General features: G+C 42.7%; 12 protein-coding genes. 6 read left to right on the top strand and 6 right to left on the bottom strand.

Annotated features, from left to right (window positions below):
* Positions 1-76: 76 nt before the first annotated feature.
* On the bottom strand, positions 77-217 hold the full coding sequence (locus tag C8D94_RS15210; RefSeq protein WP_170134700.1) for a hypothetical protein: 141 nt from the start codon (positions 215-217) through the stop codon (positions 77-79).
* Positions 218-225: 8 nt separating this feature from the next.
* Positions 226-3,648, bottom strand: a complete 3,423-nt coding sequence (mfd, locus tag C8D94_RS00610) for a transcription-repair coupling factor (protein ID WP_115121976.1) — start codon at positions 3,646-3,648, stop codon at positions 226-228.
* Positions 3,649-3,797: 149 nt separating this feature from the next.
* On the opposite strand from mfd, the gene C8D94_RS00605 reads away from it, so the two are divergent.
* The 3 genes from C8D94_RS00605 to C8D94_RS00600 are packed head-to-tail and all read left to right on the top strand — an operon-like array spanning position 3,798 to position 5,609.
* Positions 3,798-4,226: a DoxX family protein gene (locus tag C8D94_RS00605; RefSeq protein ID WP_115121975.1), complete on the top strand. Its 429-nt coding sequence runs from the start codon at positions 3,798-3,800 to the stop codon at positions 4,224-4,226.
* Between the two features lie 29 nt (positions 4,227-4,255).
* Positions 4,256-4,579, top strand: coding sequence for an FAD-dependent oxidoreductase (locus tag C8D94_RS15530; protein WP_317047680.1), 324 nt, complete (start codon positions 4,256-4,258; stop codon positions 4,577-4,579).
* Position 4,580: 1 nt separating this feature from the next.
* Positions 4,581-5,609 carry a dihydrolipoyl dehydrogenase family protein gene (locus tag C8D94_RS00600; RefSeq protein WP_317047679.1) on the top strand — a complete coding sequence of 343 codons (1,029 nt, stop codon included), beginning with the start codon at positions 4,581-4,583 and terminating at the stop codon, positions 5,607-5,609.
* 328 nt (positions 5,610-5,937) lie between these two features.
* On the opposite strand, the gene C8D94_RS00590 is transcribed toward C8D94_RS00600, so the two are convergent.
* On the bottom strand, positions 5,938-6,738 hold the full coding sequence (locus tag C8D94_RS00590; RefSeq protein WP_115121973.1) for a tryptophan-rich sensory protein: 801 nt from the start codon (positions 6,736-6,738) through the stop codon (positions 5,938-5,940).
* 228 nt (positions 6,739-6,966) lie between these two features.
* On the opposite strand from C8D94_RS00590, the gene C8D94_RS00585 reads away from it, so the two are divergent.
* Positions 6,967-7,707, top strand: a complete 741-nt coding sequence (locus tag C8D94_RS00585; protein WP_115121972.1) for a hypothetical protein — start codon at positions 6,967-6,969, stop codon at positions 7,705-7,707.
* Between the two features lie 119 nt (positions 7,708-7,826).
* Here the strand turns inward: C8D94_RS00585 and C8D94_RS00580 are convergent, their stop codons facing one another.
* Together C8D94_RS00580 and polA are read right to left on the bottom strand one after the other, a co-directional pair.
* Positions 7,827-8,921 (bottom strand): poly(ethylene terephthalate) hydrolase family protein, encoded by a 1,095-nt coding sequence (locus C8D94_RS00580; protein WP_115121971.1) that lies wholly within the window; start codon positions 8,919-8,921, stop codon positions 7,827-7,829.
* Between the two features lie 22 nt (positions 8,922-8,943).
* Positions 8,944-11,850, bottom strand: coding sequence for a DNA polymerase I (gene polA / locus C8D94_RS00575; RefSeq protein WP_115121970.1), 2,907 nt, complete (start codon positions 11,848-11,850; stop codon positions 8,944-8,946).
* A 319-nt stretch (positions 11,851-12,169) separates the two neighbouring features.
* Between polA and C8D94_RS00570 the strand changes: the two genes are divergently transcribed.
* A complete protein-coding gene (locus C8D94_RS00570; RefSeq protein WP_115121969.1) occupies positions 12,170-13,105 on the top strand; it encodes an isoaspartyl peptidase/L-asparaginase family protein in 936 nt (311 codons plus the stop codon).
* On the opposite strand, the gene C8D94_RS00565 is transcribed toward C8D94_RS00570, so the two are convergent.
* Entirely contained in the window at positions 13,102-13,962 is an 861-nt protein-coding gene (locus C8D94_RS00565; RefSeq protein ID WP_115121968.1) for a cyanophycinase, read from the bottom strand. The two genes, C8D94_RS00570 and C8D94_RS00565, sit on opposite strands and share 4 nt — an antisense overlap.
* A gap of 107 nt (positions 13,963-14,069) precedes the next feature.
* On the opposite strand from C8D94_RS00565, the gene cphA reads away from it, so the two are divergent.
* Entirely contained in the window at positions 14,070-16,706 is a 2,637-nt protein-coding gene (gene cphA, locus C8D94_RS00560; protein WP_115122974.1) for a cyanophycin synthetase, read from the top strand.
* The last annotated feature ends 70 nt before the right edge of the window (positions 16,707-16,776 follow it).

Genomic DNA, 16,776 nt, shown 5'->3' with positions numbered 1-16,776 from the left:
GTTGAAATTCACCCGACATTTGCACGACATTACAGTATTTTCAAGGCTTTATGTGTTTTTGTATTTGCTGTAAATATTACTTTTCTTTCTTCTTTCTGAATAAAAAACCCAACGGCAACACTAAAAATATAAAAAAGAATTTACCAGTTACCAACCCAATAATGGTGATGATGGCACCAATGCCCAATATAATATAGTTCCACTTTTTAGGTAGCATCAAAAAAATTATGTTGAAATAATCTCGGTAAGCTGTTTTAAAATCTGCTCAACGCTTTTGGCATTTTCAAACCGAAGCAACAAGCGCAACCCATTTCGGGTTTGCTTTTCCTTGAGCTGAACCTGTCGTGGGTGCTGCTGAACGTATTGCAAAATCTTCCCAAAATCAGGTCCTTGGTAAAAATCACTTTGCTTGTCGCTTATAAAATACCCAATAAATTTCCGTTTTTTCATCACCACACGCTCCAGCCCCATACGTATGGCCAACCACTTTATGCGTACACTGTTCAATAGGCTTTCCACTTCTTCGGGCAACTCGCCAAAACGATCCTCTAATTCCTGCTGAAATTTTTGCAATCCGCTTTCATCCTTAAGTTCGTTCAGCTTTGTGTATAGGTTCAGGCGTTCCGTGATGTTGTTCACATAATCGTCGGGGAAGAGCAATTCAAAATCAGTATCAATGGTAACTTCCTTGACAAATTTTCGGTTTTTGAAATCTTTGTCAGTTTCAGAATAGAGGTCTTTAAACTCTTTCTCTTTTAGTTCCTCAATGGCTTCGGCTAAGATTTTTTGATAGGTCTCAAACCCAATCTCATTAATGAAACCACTTTGCTCACCGCCCAAGAGATCGCCCGCACCACGTATTTCCAGATCTTTCATTGCTATATTGAGCCCGCTGCCCAGTTCGCTAAATTGTTCCAGTGCCGTGATACGTTTCCGTGCTTCTTCGGTCATAGCGGAATACGGAGGGGTAATAAAATAGCAGAACGCTTTCTTGTTGCTACGCCCCACACGACCCCGCATTTGGTGCAGGTCGCTCAGCCCGAAGTTGTTCGCATTATTTATAAAAATGGTGTTCGCATTGGGCACGTCCAAGCCACTTTCAATAATAGTGGTCGAAACCAGTACATCAAATTCATTGTTCATAAACCGAAGCATCAGGTCTTCCAGCTTCTTGCCCTCCATCCGGCCGTGACCTATTCCTATTTTTGCATCGGGTACCAAGCGCTGCAGCATTCCCGCAACTTCTTTTATGTTCTCAATTCGGTTATGGACAAAGAATACTTGTCCGCCACGTGAAATCTCGTACCGCACCGCATCCCGGATGGTCTCTTCCCCAAAACGTATCACATGCGTTTCCACAGGATACCTGTTGGGAGGTGGGGTGGTAATGACACTTAAATCCCTTGCTGCCATTAAACTGAACTGTAATGTACGTGGTATGGGCGTTGCGGTGAGGGTTAAGGTGTCCACATTTTCCTTGATGGTTTTCAACTTGTCCTTCACCGAAACACCAAATTTTTGTTCCTCATCAATAATGAGCAATCCCAGATCTTTAAACTGAACCGATTTGTTCACCAATTGGTGGGTCCCGATAACGATATCGAGGGTGCCATCCTTCAAGCCCTCCAATACGGTGCGTCGCTCCTTTGCCGTGCGGAAACGGTTTAGGTAATCTACATTTACGGGCATATCCTTTAATCGCTCGCTAAACGTCTTAAAATGCTGGAATGCCAAAATAGTAGTAGGAACCAAAACGGCCACCTGTTTGTTATTGTCCACCGCCTTAAATGCAGCTCTCACAGCAACTTCAGTCTTACCGAAACCTACATCGCCACAAACCAGGCGATCCATAGGGCGTTCGCTCTCCATATCGGCTTTTACATCGGCTGTGGCGGTGCTTTGGTCTGGGGTGTCCTCGAACATAAAACTACTTTCCAGTTCGTGCTGCAAGTAGCTGTCCGGATCGTACTGAAACCCTTTTTGCAGCCTTCGTTTTGCGTACAGCTCAATGAGGTTAAAAGCAATTTCCTTGACTTTTTTCTTCGTTTTTTGCTTCAGTTTTTTCCAAGCGGCACTTCCCAGTTTGTATATTTTTGGCGTGGTGCCATCTTTTCCGTTGTATTTTGAAATTTTATGCAGCGAGTGTATGCTCAAATACAATATATCCCGTTCGCCATAAATCAATTTTATGGCCTCTTGTTGCTTGCCTTCCACTTCGATTTTTTGGAGACCACCAAATTTCCCGATTCCGTGGTCTATGTGCGTCACGTAATCGCCCACTTCAAGATTGGTTAATTCTTTGAGTGTAATCGCCTGTTTTTTTGCGTATCCATTCTTTAAACTGAACTTATGGTAGCGCTCAAAAATCTGATGATCGGTATAGCAAACATTTTTATTCTCGTGGTCAATAAAACCTTGATATAGTGGAAAAACAACGGTTTCAAATTGTTCCACGTGGCCCTGGGCGTCTTCGAAGATATCGTGAAAACGCTTTGCTTGCGATGCGCTGCTACAGAAGATATAGTTGGTATATCCGTTCTCTGTGTTTTGGTTGAGGTTCTCAATCAATAAACTGAATTGCTTATTGAAAGAAGGTTGGGGGGAGGTAGAAAATGAAATTGAAGTTGAAACTGAAGATGTCTGGTCGAGCGCAGTCGAGACCTCTTTCAAATTCCGTGTCCCTTTTGAATGCAGCGTAACCTTAGTGAATTCTTTAAACTGTTCTTTCAACAATTCCGAAGTACAAAACAATGCTTCCGGCTCGCTCATTTTTACCTCGCCTTGTTGATTGGTATAGGCCTGTGTTGCTTTTTTGAAAAGTTTGTCAATGGCGCTGCTCAACAATTCTTCATTTTTAAGGCATACCACCGTTTTTGACGAAATGTATCTTAAAAAACTTTCGCGACTCTCATCCAGTTGCTTGTTTTCAACATTCGGTATAATTGAAATTTTCTTGAGCTGCTCTAGGGAGAGCTGTGTCTCTACATCGAACGTACGGATACTGTCCACCTCATCACCAAAGAATTCGATACGGTACGGCTCGTCATTACTGAAACTGAACACATCCAAAATACCCCCACGTACCGAAAACTCCCCTGGCTCGGTCACAAAATCGGTTCTTTTGAATTTGTACTCGAACAGCACTTCGTTCACAAAGTCGATGGAAACTTCTTCCCCTACCGAAAGTTTCAACGTGTTCTTTTCCAGTTCTTTTTTGGTCACTACTTTTTCAAACAGTGCTTCAGGATACGTGACGATTATAGCAGGTTTGCGACGGGAGTTGATTCGGTTCAGCACCTCGCTTCGCAACAACACGTTCGCATTATCGGTTTCCTCGATTTGGTAAGGTCTTCGGTAACTGCCGGGATAGAAAAGGACGGTGTCCTCTCCCAACAGATTTTCCAGATCGTTGAGGTGGTAAGCGGCCTCTTCCTTATCGTTCAGAATAAAAAGAAAAGGCTTCTCAGCAGTTTTAAAGGCTTCAGAAATGATAAAAGAAGTTGCGCTACCCACTAGCCCCGAAACCCTTATTTCTCCCTTTGTGGGAGGGGCAAGGGGGGTGTTTTTTTCAGAAGAGGCAATAGCTCCCCTCAGTTTTCCAAGTGCGGAAGACTGTTCAAACAGGGAATGAACGAGGGTTTTACTCATCGGATGGCAAAAATAACCCAAACCTTTCAGGTTTTCAAAACCTGAAAGGTTTATTACTACAACTTTATCATTTCCATAACATAGCTTTGGCTGGGCAATGGCTAATTTTATATCTCAACTGAAAACTGCTCAGTTTCTGGGCATAAGAGATGAAAAAGATTTCCAACCACCAGTGGGCTTTTTTTGTAGCCCGAATTACCATAGGGATCAATTTATTGATACATGGAGTGGTGCGTATCCCTAAACTTTCAGAATTTGCTGAAGGCTTGACCAAAGGATTTTCAGAAACCTACCTGCCCGAAACTTTAGTGTTGCCTTTTGCCTATACGTTACCTTTTGTAGAATTTATTTTGGGAGTACTATTGGTATTAGGCTGGAAAACAAAATTTGCGGCCATTGCCAGTGGGTTGTTGATAGCAACCTTGCTCTTCGGTATGGCGATGCAAGAAGATTGGAATGGTGTAGGCAATTTAATGGTATATGCCATTTTCTTCTTTTTATTGATAAAAAATCTAGAACATAACGCTATTGCGGTGGATACGAAATCTCGAACTACCGTAGAGGGTTTTAACACGTAAAAAACCTGCCCAACTTTTGGGCAATATATATGGGAATTGATCACTACAACGTATTTGTAATTGGAACCGGAACTGCTGGCAAAGGTGTGGCCAAAGAATGTGCCGCCGAAGGGATGAGCGTTGCCATAGCCGATAATAGAGTGTATGGCGGGACCTGTCCCAACCGTGGTTGCGACCCTAAGAAAGTTTTGGTGGCTGCGACCGAAATGGTCCAAATGGCGACCAATTTAAAAGGAAAGGGAATTACCTCTGTCCCAGGAATAAATTGGCAAGATCTACAGAGCTTCAAAGAACGTTTTACCAATGCCGTACCCGCAGCGACCGAAAAAGATTTAAAAAAAAGCAGGTATTAAAATGTACCACCAGTCGCCCAAATTTTTGGATGAAAACACACTTTCAGTAGAAGGGAAAACCGTAACCGCAGATACAATCGTGATCGCTACCGGACAAAAGCCCCTGGAACTGAAAATTCCAGGGAGAGAGCATTTGCTGCATAGTGACGATTTTATCCATCAGCCCGAATTGCCCGAAGAAATAGTTTTTGTTGGTGCTGGATATATTGGGATGGAATTTGCCCACGTGGCGGCACGTTGTGGAAGTAAAGTGACCGTAATTGAGTTTGGCGATACACCGCTCCAGAATTTTGAGCAAGATATAGTCACGTACCTTACGGAAGCTTCAGGAAATTTGGGGATCGATTTTATTTTCAATGCTGAAGTAACCGAGGTTGAAAAGCTGCGAACCAATTATCGGGTTTTTTTCAATAAAAATGGAAAGCGTGAATCTGTGAAAGCGAAAGCTGTATTCAATACCGCTGGGCGTGTACCGTCTATTGATGAGTTGGACCTGGAAAAAGGAAACGTAGCGTTTGAGAAAAAGGGTATTTCTGTAAACGAATACCTTCAAAATACTACAAATAAGAACGTGTATGCTTGTGGGGATGTTTCGGCTAGTGGGGCATTGCCCTTAACACCCACTTCTTCACAAGAGTCGAGGATTGTTTCCATAAACATACGAAAAGGAAATACCGAAAAAATGGATTTTCCTCCAGTGCCATCGGTAGTATTTACCTATCCGCAATTGGCGAGTATTGGCTTAACTGAGAAGCAAGCAACAGAAAAGGGTTATGAGGTCCTCGTGGAGTATAAATCTGTTCCAGAATGGTTCAACGCAAAACATGTAAACGAAAAAACGTATGCGTACAAAACCATACGAGATGCAAAGAGCAAATTGGTCTTGGGGGCACACATAATCGCTCCCCACGCTGGAGAAATGATAAACCTTTTTGTGCTCATAATGTGTGGAAAACTGAAATGTGAAGCCATTAAAGCCATGATTTTTGCCTATCCAACGTGGGGGAACGATATTAAGGGGATGGTGTGATGAAACCGAAACCGAAAACCGAAACCGAAGTTTGAAAAAAAATAGCTATCCCCACGTAAAAGGGGTGGTTGTTCCAGAAAAAATGAAACTTTCCCTTTTATTTTTTTTTGGAACTTTGCGCTCAAAATTTACTCGGGGATGGTGTAATGAAACCGAAAACCGAAATCGAAATAAAGGGATTTCTCTGCGTGATGTGGGTGGTTGTTTCCATAAAAAGGTAACCTGCGCAGCAGCTTTCTTTGTGAACTTTGCGGTTCCTACATAGCTAGGGGATGGTCTGATGAAATCGAAACTGAAACTGAAGTTTGAAAAATAAGTGTTTCCAGACTTACCTTTGTTTAAAGTACTCCAAACATTTTGTTGCAGGATTGGTGGCTCGGTTTTTAAACGCATGCACACTACTGCTTACGACTAAAATTCCGGCAGCGATCAAGGCTGAGACCTTAACAGCTCCTATCGTTTCCCAATTGGCCACTGCAATAGCAATTAAAGCCCAGGCTCCAGCCAAAGCAAACTCCCGCATGTTTCGAGACCACGTAATTATGAGGTTGATGGAGGTGGCAACACCAATTAAAAACAACGTCCAGGTTACTTCAGAAATACCCCATCCGTTCCAATCTATCTTTACCAAATAAGCCGAAACATTTGCAATACAGGCAACTGTAAGCCAACCGCTATAGATAACGAATGGCCACCATAGAAAAACAATGACCGATATAGGCTCGTCGTCCAACTCCATGCGGTTGTTCCATACAATCTTCAGCAAACAAAACAACAACAGGAAAATTACGAAGACTGAAACCAAGATATAATCTGAAACGAACAAATAACACCACAAGCTGTTGGCAATACAACTTAAAACAAACCACCAACCAGTTTTCAGTATAAAAGCGTCGTCACGCACTTTTACAAAGAGACTTCGGGATTGGTACACAATGAAACCGAACACCAAAAAATAAATAACACCCCATATAGCAAAAGCATAGCCAGCAGGGGTAAAGAGGGTTTCGTAGTTTGCACTAATGTCAGCCTGTGTAGTATTGTTGAAAACCCCTGCACTGGAAGCGTAGTTGAAGTATATTGTGATTAGAAACGCTACTATATTTATTATTTGAAGAGTTTTTTTCATTCCTCTAATATAACTAGAATTTCTCTCATTGCCCTGGGTGTTTAAATGTTAATAAAAGCCGAAACTTTTTGTTAATAAAAACTTTTGAAACCCTTAAAATACTACTAAAGAGAAGATTTTCAGCGAATATTCTTACAACATATCGAAAACCGATTTTTTGGGAAAACCTCGCCGCCTTATATTACGTTATTTTGTAGTACAGATATCCAAATCAAACTCAAATAACTTATGTTCCGAATTTTCCTCACAACACTATTATTTACATTCATAAGCACAGCCCAAGCACAAATTGGAATCTCTACTACCAACCCACAGGCGGCATTGGATATTACATCTTCCAATACCGGCGTGCTCATTCCAAGAGTCGATTTGCAATCAAATACAGATGTTACAACAGTGGTGAGTCCTAATTCAGGCAGTCTGGTAGAAAGCACCTTGGTGTATAATACTGGTGCATCAGGTATTGTTGATGCTGGGTTCTACTATTGGAATGGTTCTTCTTGGAGTGGTTTAATAGATAGTACTCCCTCAGTGTATGTAGGAAAAACTATTATTAATGCAACAGGTAACATTTCGATTACGGGAGTGCCCTTTACTCCCAAGAGAGTTACGTTTACAGCTTATGCAAATGTAGATAGTTATAATCTTAATGATGATAACAGCTCAGGAAGCAACAATAATAACACAAAGGAAAATACATTTGGTTCTATGCAAGGTTATGCTTTTGATACAGGAAGTGCAATAATGCAACAGGTTATTTTCAATGGGGGTTCTGGAGCATCTATCAACGATATTTCAAGATATGCATCCAGTAGCCATTGTATTGGGTTGCGATACACCAATAACAATGGAGATAACCTAGGTTTTACCAATGCAAGCTTGACCAGTTTCAATCATGATGGATTTACATTGAACGTTACCAATGCTATAGATCCAGTGGTGATAATATATACAGCCTATAGATATTAATGTACCTCTAACAAATTTTTAAATATATTATTCCTACTTATGCGTTAAACAATACAAGCCAGTGTTATCATAGCACTGGCTTGTTTTATTTTAACTGAATGAACGTAAGCTTCTTGAATTTAGTTTTTCAGTATTTTTATAGTTTCACCATTTATACGGATGTAATAGATTCCCTGGACCAGGTCAGTGAGATCTATCTGTTTAGTTGTTCCTGTAAGGGAACCTTTTTTCAACAGCTGTCCCAATGTTGAATATACTTCAAAATATACGTTGTTTTCAATAGCCACGGTAACCCTATTTTGGGTAGGATTGGGGTATATGCTTGTGGCAATAGTATGTTCCTGAACGTTCAATATTGGAGCACATTCTATGTTTGTTCTAATATCCGATGCTTCTGAAGGGTTATCCAAAAGTTCCTCTGTGAGCAAGGGACAATAGCAATCGTCCTCAAGAACATGTAAACGTAGCCAAGAAAGAGCAATCTGCCCTACCAGGCCATTGGCTCCTGTAGGTGTGTTTGCTACGGAATGGTTTCCGCCAGCAACTTCAAAAAGGAGTTTATCCGTAGTCTCGGGGGTGTTTTCATAATGCAGTGTTGCGTGTTGAGCTGGAGGGGCCGTAGGGTCATCTTCTCCACTAAATAGCAAGACCGGGCTTTGGTGGTTTACAGAGGGATCAAACAAAAAAGGACATAATGCCACCACACCTTTTATGGTATTGTCCAATACTGCAGCCCGTTGCGCTCCGCCTCCGCCCATAGACCAACCGCTCACTGCAAACTTATCAAGATCAAGATCGCCTTCCAGGGGTGAGGAAGCCCTGATGTTTTCCTCCCTAAGGGTCTCTAGTGCATCTAGTAGCGCAAGTGCCCTTTCCTCAGGAAAATCGAAGGGAGAGTTGGTGCCAATAATAATGGTTACAATGCCATGGGAAGCATAAAAAGGTCCCCATTCCTCCACGCTGGCAGGAGTAGCCGTAAAACCGGGGACTATCGCAATACTACTATAAGGAGGTGTGCCATCTGTAGGATAATAAATGGTGGCTCCCATATAATCAGGCCCATTTCTTATGCCATCTGCCTCTGTAAGGGTGGCTACGTTTAAAGGGCCGGGATTTGTTAGACTTGCTACCGTAACATCCTCGCATTGTGCAAAAGAATGATTTGCTGAAAGCAACGCAACAAATAATAAAATGATAGTGTAATATTTCTTCATAGTGGTATAAGACATTTAAATATTAATGCGCCTCTAGCCAGTTATCGCCCAGGCCTATTTCAACATCCAAAGGTACTTTTAATATATAAGCATTTTCCATTTCGGTCTTAATGAGCGTTTTCATTTCCTCCAGCTCGTCTTTATGTACGTCAAAAACCAATTCGTCATGCACCTGCAACAACATCTTTGTTTTATAATTTCCTGCTGAAAGTTTTTCGTGAATATTGATCATGGCAATCTTTATAATATCAGCCGCACTTCCTTGTATGGGAGCGTTCACTGCGTTCCGTTCTGCAGCACTACGAACAACTTGATTGCTCCCGTTGATGCCGTTCAAATACCTTCGGCGACCCAAAACGGTTTGTACATACCCGTTTTCACGTGCAAAATCTACCAGTTCACTCATATAGTTCCTAAGTTTGGGGTAGGTTTTGTAATAGGTTTCAATCAATTCTTTGGATTCGGTTCGCGACAAGTCGGTTTGGTTACTCAGCCCAAATGCCGAAACGCCGTAAATAATCCCAAAGTTCACTGTTTTGGCATTACTGCGCTGTTCCCGGGTCACTTCGTCTATAGGAACGTTGAATACTTTCGCTGCTGTGGAAGCGTGAATGTCCTCACCATTTTTAAAGGCATCTATCATGGTGTCTTCCTCGCTAAGGGCAGCGATGATCCTAAGCTCAATCTGGGAATAATCTGCTGCCAACAATACATAGTCTTCATTACGTGGCACAAACGCTTTTCGCACTTGGCGGCCCCGCTCGGTACGTATGGGAATATTTTGTAAATTAGGGTTGTTACTACTCAAACGCCCCGTAGCGGCAACGGTTTGCATATAATCGGTATGTACGCGGTTGGTGGTGGGTTCCACTTGTTCGGGGAGGGCATCTACGTAGGTGCTTTTTAGCTTTGATAGCCCGCGGAATTCCAGGACATCGGCAATAATCTTGTGGTCTTTGGCAAGGTAGCTCAAAACATCTTCGGCAGTGGAATACTGTCCAGTTTTCGTTTTCTTAGGTTTGTCAATAAGTTTCATCTTTCCGAAGAGAATCTCACCCAACTGTTTTGGGGACGCAATATTGAATTCTTCGCCAGCTTCTTCGTAAATAGATCTCTCAAGATTTTTAATATCACTATCCAGTTCCGAGGATAAACTTTTCAAAAAGTCTTTGTCCAGATTGATTCCCTCCAGTTCCATAGCGGCCAGCACCCGCAGCAGCGGAATTTCAATCTCATCGAACAACTTTTGGGTATTGGCTTCCCCCAGCTCTTTTTCAAAATGTTCTTTGAGCTGCAGGGTGATGTCTGCATCCTCCACGGCATATTCGGTCTGTTCTTCAACAGGGACATCGCGCATGGACTTTTGGTTTTTCCCCTTTTTGCCAATGAGCTCGGTTATGGAAACGGGGGTATAATTAAGATAGGTTTCGGCGAGTACGTCCATATTATGGCGCATATCCGGGTTAATGAGGTAATGCGCCAACATAGTGTCGAACAATTTTCCTTTTACTGAAATATTATATTTCTGAAGTACCTTGATGTCATATTTTAAATTCTGACCGATCTTTTCAATTTCAGTAGCCTCAAAAAATGGCCTAAATTGTTCCACAAGCGCTTGCGCCTTTTCCTTTTCGGGAGGAAATGGGATATAAAACCCTTTGCCTGCTTCCCACGAAAAAGCAATCCCAACCAGTTCTGCGGTGATCGGGTCGAGCCCTGTAGTTTCTGTATCGAAACATACAGATTGCTGTTTCATCAAATTTTGAAGGAACAGCTTGGTGCCCATACCGGGTTGTACGGTTTGGTAAAAATGTTCGGTATCTTTTATGGTTTTGCGGCTGCTAAAATCTGATGCGGTTTTTGAAGGTTCACCATTGCCACCAAACAAACTAAACTGTCCAGATCCAGCAGCTTTCTTAGCCCCTTTCGACGGGGATTGAGAGGGCTTCCCGCTTTCTTGGGGAACAACCCCCTTGCCCCCCTCAATGGCGGAATTTGTGCCTTTTTGTTGGTGCTCTGTGCCAATACTTGCCATTCCTTCTACGGAAAAGGCTTTTAGGAAATTGTCCTTTAGCCGTCTAAATTCCAGCTCGTCAAAAATCTCCATGACTTTTTCGGTATCTGGCGGGCACATCTCAAAATCTTCGTAATTAAACTCCAAGGGGACATCCAACATAATGGCGGCAAGTTTTTTGGAAAGCAGTCCCAACTCTGCATTGGCCTCTACTTTTTCTTTCATCTTGCCTTTAAGCTGGTTGGTATTTTCCAGCAGCCCTTCCATAGAACCAAATTGCTTAATGAATTTTTTGGCTGTTTTGTCGCCCACGCCGGGAAGCCCAGGAATGTTGTCGCTGCTATCGCCCATCATTCCCAGATAGTCAATCACTTGTTCTGGACGTTCTACCTCGAATTTTTTCTGTACTTCGGGGATGCCCCAAGTTTCGTAGCCACCACCAAACGATTTTGGGCGGTACATAAATATATTTTCAGAAACCAATTGTGCAAAATCCTTATCGGGCGTCACCATATAGGTTTTATAACCTTCCTTTTCAGCTTTTTTGGCAAGTGTCCCTATTACGTCGTCTGCCTCGTAGCCTTCTTTTACCATAATAGGTATTTTCATGGCTTCTAGGATGTCGCAAATTATTGGAATGGCCGAACGAATATCGTCTGGGGTCTCGTCGCGGTTTGCTTTGTACTCTTCAAACATTTCAACCCTGTCCACACTTCCACCTTTGTCAAAACACACGGCAAGGTGGTTTGGGCGCTCGCGCTTTACTACATCAATAAGTGAATTCATAAAACCCATGATCGCAGATGTGTTCTGCCCCTTGGAATTGATCCTTGGGTTTTTTATAAAGGCATAGTAGCCACGAAATATGAGTGCATAGGCATCTACTAGGAAGAGTCGGTTTTTTGGTTCTGACATTGAAATTAGTGTCGCCTCGAGCGCAGTCGAGAGGTTTATGAATATTCCTGAACTTACAAGTTCTCGACTGCACTCGAACGGACATCACTTATTCTTTCAAAAATAGCAAGAACACTTCAGAAAATAGAATTTTGTTGAAAAAGAAAAACCGCTCTCCTCAAAGCGGCTTTATCTTCACGCTAAAAATCCTTAACGTTCGGAACTATATATTTCACTGTCTTCAAAAGTAAAAAAGAAAAGGGGGTACGATATGAAGGAATTATTAAGACTTGGTTACATAATAGGTTTTTGATTTGTATTTTTCCGAAAAATATAAAATATGTCCACAAAACCATTTTCCCTTGCCATCCACGGTGGTGCTGGAACGCTGTTAAAAGGCCAGATGACTGCTGAAAAGGAAGCTGCGTACAAACAAGCTTTGTTACAAGCCTTGGAAGCTGGTTATACAATTTTGGAAAAAAAGGGAACATCGTTAGATGCCGTTGAAGCGGCAGTGAGGTTGTTGGAAGACTCTCCTCTGTTCAATGCTGGTAAAGGGAGTGTTTTTACTGCTGAAGGTACCCACGAGATGGATGCCGCTATCATGGAAGGGAAGAAACTAAGAGCAGGAGCCGTATCCTTGGTCTCGGGAATCAAAAACCCGATTTCACTAGCCAGGGACGTAATGGAAAAGAGCGAACATGTGTTCCTGGCAGGCGAAGGTGCTGTTAGGTTTGCAGAGGATAATAATTACGACATCGTAACATCGCAATATTTCTATGATGAATTCCGCTACCAGCAATGGCAGGATTTGAAGGGCAGCGACTCCTTTCAATTGGACCATTCGGTTAAGAAGGATAGTAAATTTGGAACCGTTGGAGCAGTAGCGTGTGATGCCTTTGGAACCGTTGCCGCAGCTACCTCAACGGGAGGGATGACCAATAAAAAATGGGGGCGTGTGGGAGATAGTCCTATGATAGGCGCAGGTAATTATGCCAATAATAAAACGTGTGCAGTGAGTTGTACGGGCAGCGGTGAGTTCTTTATTCGTGGTGTGGTGGCGTACGATGTGTCTTGCCTGATGGAATACAAGGGAATGTCATTGGCCGAAGCAACCAATGAAGTGATACACAAACGAATTTTGGAAATTGGCGGCGATGGGGGTCTTATTGCAGTAGACGCACAAGGAAACATAGCCATGCCCTTTAATACTGAAGGGATGTACCGCGCCTATAAGACTATTGATAAAGAAGGCGTATTTATTTATAAGGATTAACGCTCTACAACAGGCAACTCCATAGGTGAAACCTTAACCCGTTTCTTCTTGATATTGAAACGGTCGCCATTGGCCAAGATATGCGTTTTAAGATTGGTCAAGGACATGGGCGTTCCCTCATCCAATAAATGATGGTTGTTGTGCTTTGCTTTTCTTGCATTGAACAAAATTACCATTCCAGATCCTATCACTTTAAAGGTGTTGTTTTTTATAACCAGCCCTGTGTCCTCCGCAAGTCCTACGCCTATAAGATCTGGGTATTTGGCAACTGCCTCGGCCATTCTACCAAAACGGCCACGGCGGATAAAGTGAGAGTCTATGATCAATTCAGGAATAAAGGCCATCCCTTCTTTCATCTTTACAGCTCCTTTGATAAATGATTCTTGACTGCTTCCGCCAGCTATCATCTCTTCACTCATACACATAGCACCAGCACTGGTTCCTGCGATTACAAATTTTTCTTTCTCATACCGCTCCATCATAATCTTGTGCAGGGTAGTGCCACTTATCTTTTCGGTTATTTTAGACTGGTTTCCGCCAGAGAACATCACACAAGCGGCTTTTTTCATAAGCTCTATATTCTTTGTGCTTTCAGATTGCTCACGATCTCTAATGTCCATTACGTGTAGATTGGTACAACCCAATTTTCCGAAGGCCTGCAGATAATTATCTCCCACTTCAACAGGGATGCTCGAGGCAGTGGGTATAATAATGATCAAAGCATCTTTGCCACCACTTTCTTTTACAACTCTGGAGAGTATGCCTTCTTCAATAAATTCCAAGTGATAAACCTCGTGTTCTTCAATCCCCTTGTCTTCATTTCCACCTATAGGAATTAATGTGCCTTTCGCTTTCATTCTCAATGTTCTTAATACGTGCAAAAATAGCTGATTTTAAGCGTAAAAATGATATATTTAACGAATGTTCTTCAACTATAAAGATTCATATTAAAAACCAACCCTCTATGAAAATACGTGAGATAAACGCAATGCGTGGCCCCAATTATTGGTCCATAAGACGCCATAAATTAATTGTTATGGTTTTGGACCTGGAAAAAATGGAAGACTATCCCAGTAACAAGATCCCAGGATTTTTGGATAGGCTTAAGGCCATGTTTCCATCTATGTATTCCCATAGGTGTAGTGTGGGAGAAGCGGGTGGATTTTTTCAGCGTGTGGAAGAAGGCACTTGGATGGGACATATCATAGAGCACATTGCTTTGGAGATACAAACGTTGGCCGGGATGGATACAGGCTTCGGAAGAACCCGAGATTACGGGGAACTTGGTGTTTACAATGTGGTATTCAGCTATATGGAGGAAAGTGTAGGTCGCTATGCTGCTAAAGTTTCAGTAGCAATTTGTGAAGCCTTGATCGCTGCCGAGGAATACGATCTGGAACCAGATATACAACGCATGAGAGAGCTTCGTGAATCCTCTAGGTTGGGGCCCAGTACTGGCAGTATAGTTGAAGAGGCCGAGAGTAGAGGTATCCCTTGGTTGCGGTTGAACCAATATTCTTTATGCCAATTAGGCTATGGCGCAAACCAAAAACGAATCCAGGCAACCGTTACTTCTGAAACCTCCTCTATTGGTGTGGAGCTGGCCTGCGATAAAGAGGATACAAAATACCTATTGGAGCAGGCCGAAGTTGAAGTGCCAAGAGGCGATATCATATCTAAAGAACGAAGCCTAGAAGAAGCATGCCGTTATGTGGGCTTCCCGTTGGTAATAAAACCTATTGATGGAAACCACGGGAGAGGAATCACTGTGGATATCCAAAATTACGAAGATGCGCTGGTAGCCTTTCACGCGGCAAAGGAAGTTAGCCGAAGGGTAATTGTAGAAAAATATATCACGGGCGAAGATTACAGGCTGCTAGTAATAAACAACGAATTGGTTGCTGGAGCCAAACGTACACCTGCACATGTTATTGGAAATGGTAAATCTACGGTTCAGGAATTGATAGACGAGACCAATAAGGATCCAAGACGTGGGTACGGGCACGAAAAAGTGCTTACTCAAATAACCGTGAACGATCTCACTAAAACCATTATAAAAGATGCTGGCAAAGCATTAGAGTCGGTACTGGAAGAAGGCGAAATACTTATCTTAAAAGACACTGCAAACCTTTCAACTGGAGGAACCGCAGAAGATATTACCGATATTATACACCCTGCCAATGTAAGTATGGCAGAGCGTATCAGTAAAATTATAGACCTTGATATTTGTGGGATTGATATTATGACCACCGATATTACCAAACCGCTCTCCGAAACTGGAGGTGCCGTGCTGGAAGTAAATGCGGGTCCAGGTTTCAGGATGCATTTGGCGCCCACCACTGGCCTGCCCAGAAACGTCGCTGCTCCCGTTATAGATAAATTGTTTCCCAAACAGGGCGATACCGGAAGAATTCCCATTACCGCCATAACCGGAACCAACGGAAAAACCACGACCAGCCGCCTAATTGCCCATATGGCAAAAATGAAGGGGCATCGAGTGGGTTATACTACCAGTGATGGGGTCTATATCCAAAACAGGTTGCTAATGACTGGCGATTGTACGGGTCCCGCCAGCGCAGAGTTTGTGCTAAAAGATCCAACCGTTAATTTTGCGGTGTTGGAATGTGCGCGCGGTGGATTGCTACGTGCCGGGTTGGGCTTCAAGAATTGCGATGTGGCGGTTGTAACCAATGTAGCAGCAGACCATTTAGGGCTAAAGGGAATCCATACCATAGATCAACTGGCCCGTGTTAAAGGTGTGGTTCCCGAAACTGTATTGCCAGACGGTTATGCTATATTAAATGCAGACGATGACCTGGTATACGAAATGCGACGAAATATAAATTGCAACCTTGCATTGTTCTCCATGGACGAAAACAACACCCGTATCAAGGCATTACAGCGCCGTGGCGGAATTACGGCCGTGTATGAAAATGGATATGTGACCATTTGTAAGGGAGAATGGAAAATGCGCGTCATGAAAGCTGAAGATATCCCCCTGACCTACGGCGGGAAAGCACGTTTTATGATTCAAAATGTGTTGGCGGCGGTCTTGGCGGCCAATGTACAGGGTATTAGGATTGAAGATATGAAAGTTGCCCTGGAAACATTTATACCCAGTGCAGCCCAAACCCCTGGTAGATTGAATTTATTCAAATTTGAAAATTTCAAGATATTGCTGGATTATGCACACAATCCAGCTGGGATGAGAGCACTAAAGGATTTTTCAGATAATCTGGAAGCGTCACATAAAGTGTGTATCATTGCAGGAATAGGCGATAGAAGGGAGGAGGATAACAATATGATAGGAAGCATTGCTGCTGAAATGAGCGACGAAATCATTATTCGCCAAGACAAACGCCTCCGTGGAAAGACCGAAGAGGAATTGATAAAAATGTTGGAAGATGGTATAAAGATGAAAAATCCAGATATGAAGACAACCGTGATCCCTTCAGAAAAGGAAGCTATCACCTATGCGGTTAACAATGCCAAAAAGGATTCGCTCATTATTTTATGTAGTGATGTGGTGCCGGATGCATTGGAGCTGGTCCAGAAATTCAAGGCGCAGGAAGCAAGCGGGGAGAAAGCGTTTGCGGAATGATGAGATTTTTATAAAAATACTGCCAAATTAAAGGCCGCTCTCCTCAAAGCGGCCTTTTTTCACATCTCCA

This window comes from Marinirhabdus gelatinilytica, from assembly GCF_003353425.1.
GTDB lineage: Bacteria > Bacteroidota > Bacteroidia > Flavobacteriales > Flavobacteriaceae > Marinirhabdus > Marinirhabdus gelatinilytica.
The sequence above is the reverse complement of the archived record's forward strand: the minus strand, read 5'-3'. Positions and strand labels throughout refer to the sequence as shown.

Excerpts from the sequence above, each read along its gene's own strand:
- C8D94_RS15210 (WP_170134700.1), bottom strand. The coding sequence starts at position 217 with ATGCTACCTAAAAAGTGGAACTATATTATATTGGGCATTGGTGCCATC.
- mfd (WP_115121976.1), bottom strand. The coding sequence starts at position 3,648 with ATGAGTAAAACCCTCGTTCATTCCCTGTTTGAACAGTCTTCCGCACTT.
- C8D94_RS00605 (WP_115121975.1), top strand. The coding sequence starts at position 3,798 with ATGAAAAAGATTTCCAACCACCAGTGGGCTTTTTTTGTAGCCCGAATT.
- C8D94_RS15530 (WP_317047680.1), top strand. The coding sequence starts at position 4,256 with ATGGGAATTGATCACTACAACGTATTTGTAATTGGAACCGGAACTGCT.
- C8D94_RS00600 (WP_317047679.1), top strand. The coding sequence starts at position 4,581 with ATGTACCACCAGTCGCCCAAATTTTTGGATGAAAACACACTTTCAGTA.
- C8D94_RS00590 (WP_115121973.1), bottom strand. The coding sequence starts at position 6,738 with ATGAAAAAAACTCTTCAAATAATAAATATAGTAGCGTTTCTAATCACA.
- C8D94_RS00585 (WP_115121972.1), top strand. The coding sequence starts at position 6,967 with ATGTTCCGAATTTTCCTCACAACACTATTATTTACATTCATAAGCACA.
- C8D94_RS00580 (WP_115121971.1), bottom strand. The coding sequence starts at position 8,921 with ATGAAGAAATATTACACTATCATTTTATTATTTGTTGCGTTGCTTTCA.
- polA (WP_115121970.1), bottom strand. The coding sequence starts at position 11,850 with ATGTCAGAACCAAAAAACCGACTCTTCCTAGTAGATGCCTATGCACTC.
- C8D94_RS00570 (WP_115121969.1), top strand. The coding sequence starts at position 12,170 with ATGTCCACAAAACCATTTTCCCTTGCCATCCACGGTGGTGCTGGAACG.
- C8D94_RS00565 (WP_115121968.1), bottom strand. The coding sequence starts at position 13,962 with ATGAAAGCGAAAGGCACATTAATTCCTATAGGTGGAAATGAAGACAAG.
- cphA (WP_115122974.1), top strand. The coding sequence starts at position 14,070 with ATGAAAATACGTGAGATAAACGCAATGCGTGGCCCCAATTATTGGTCC.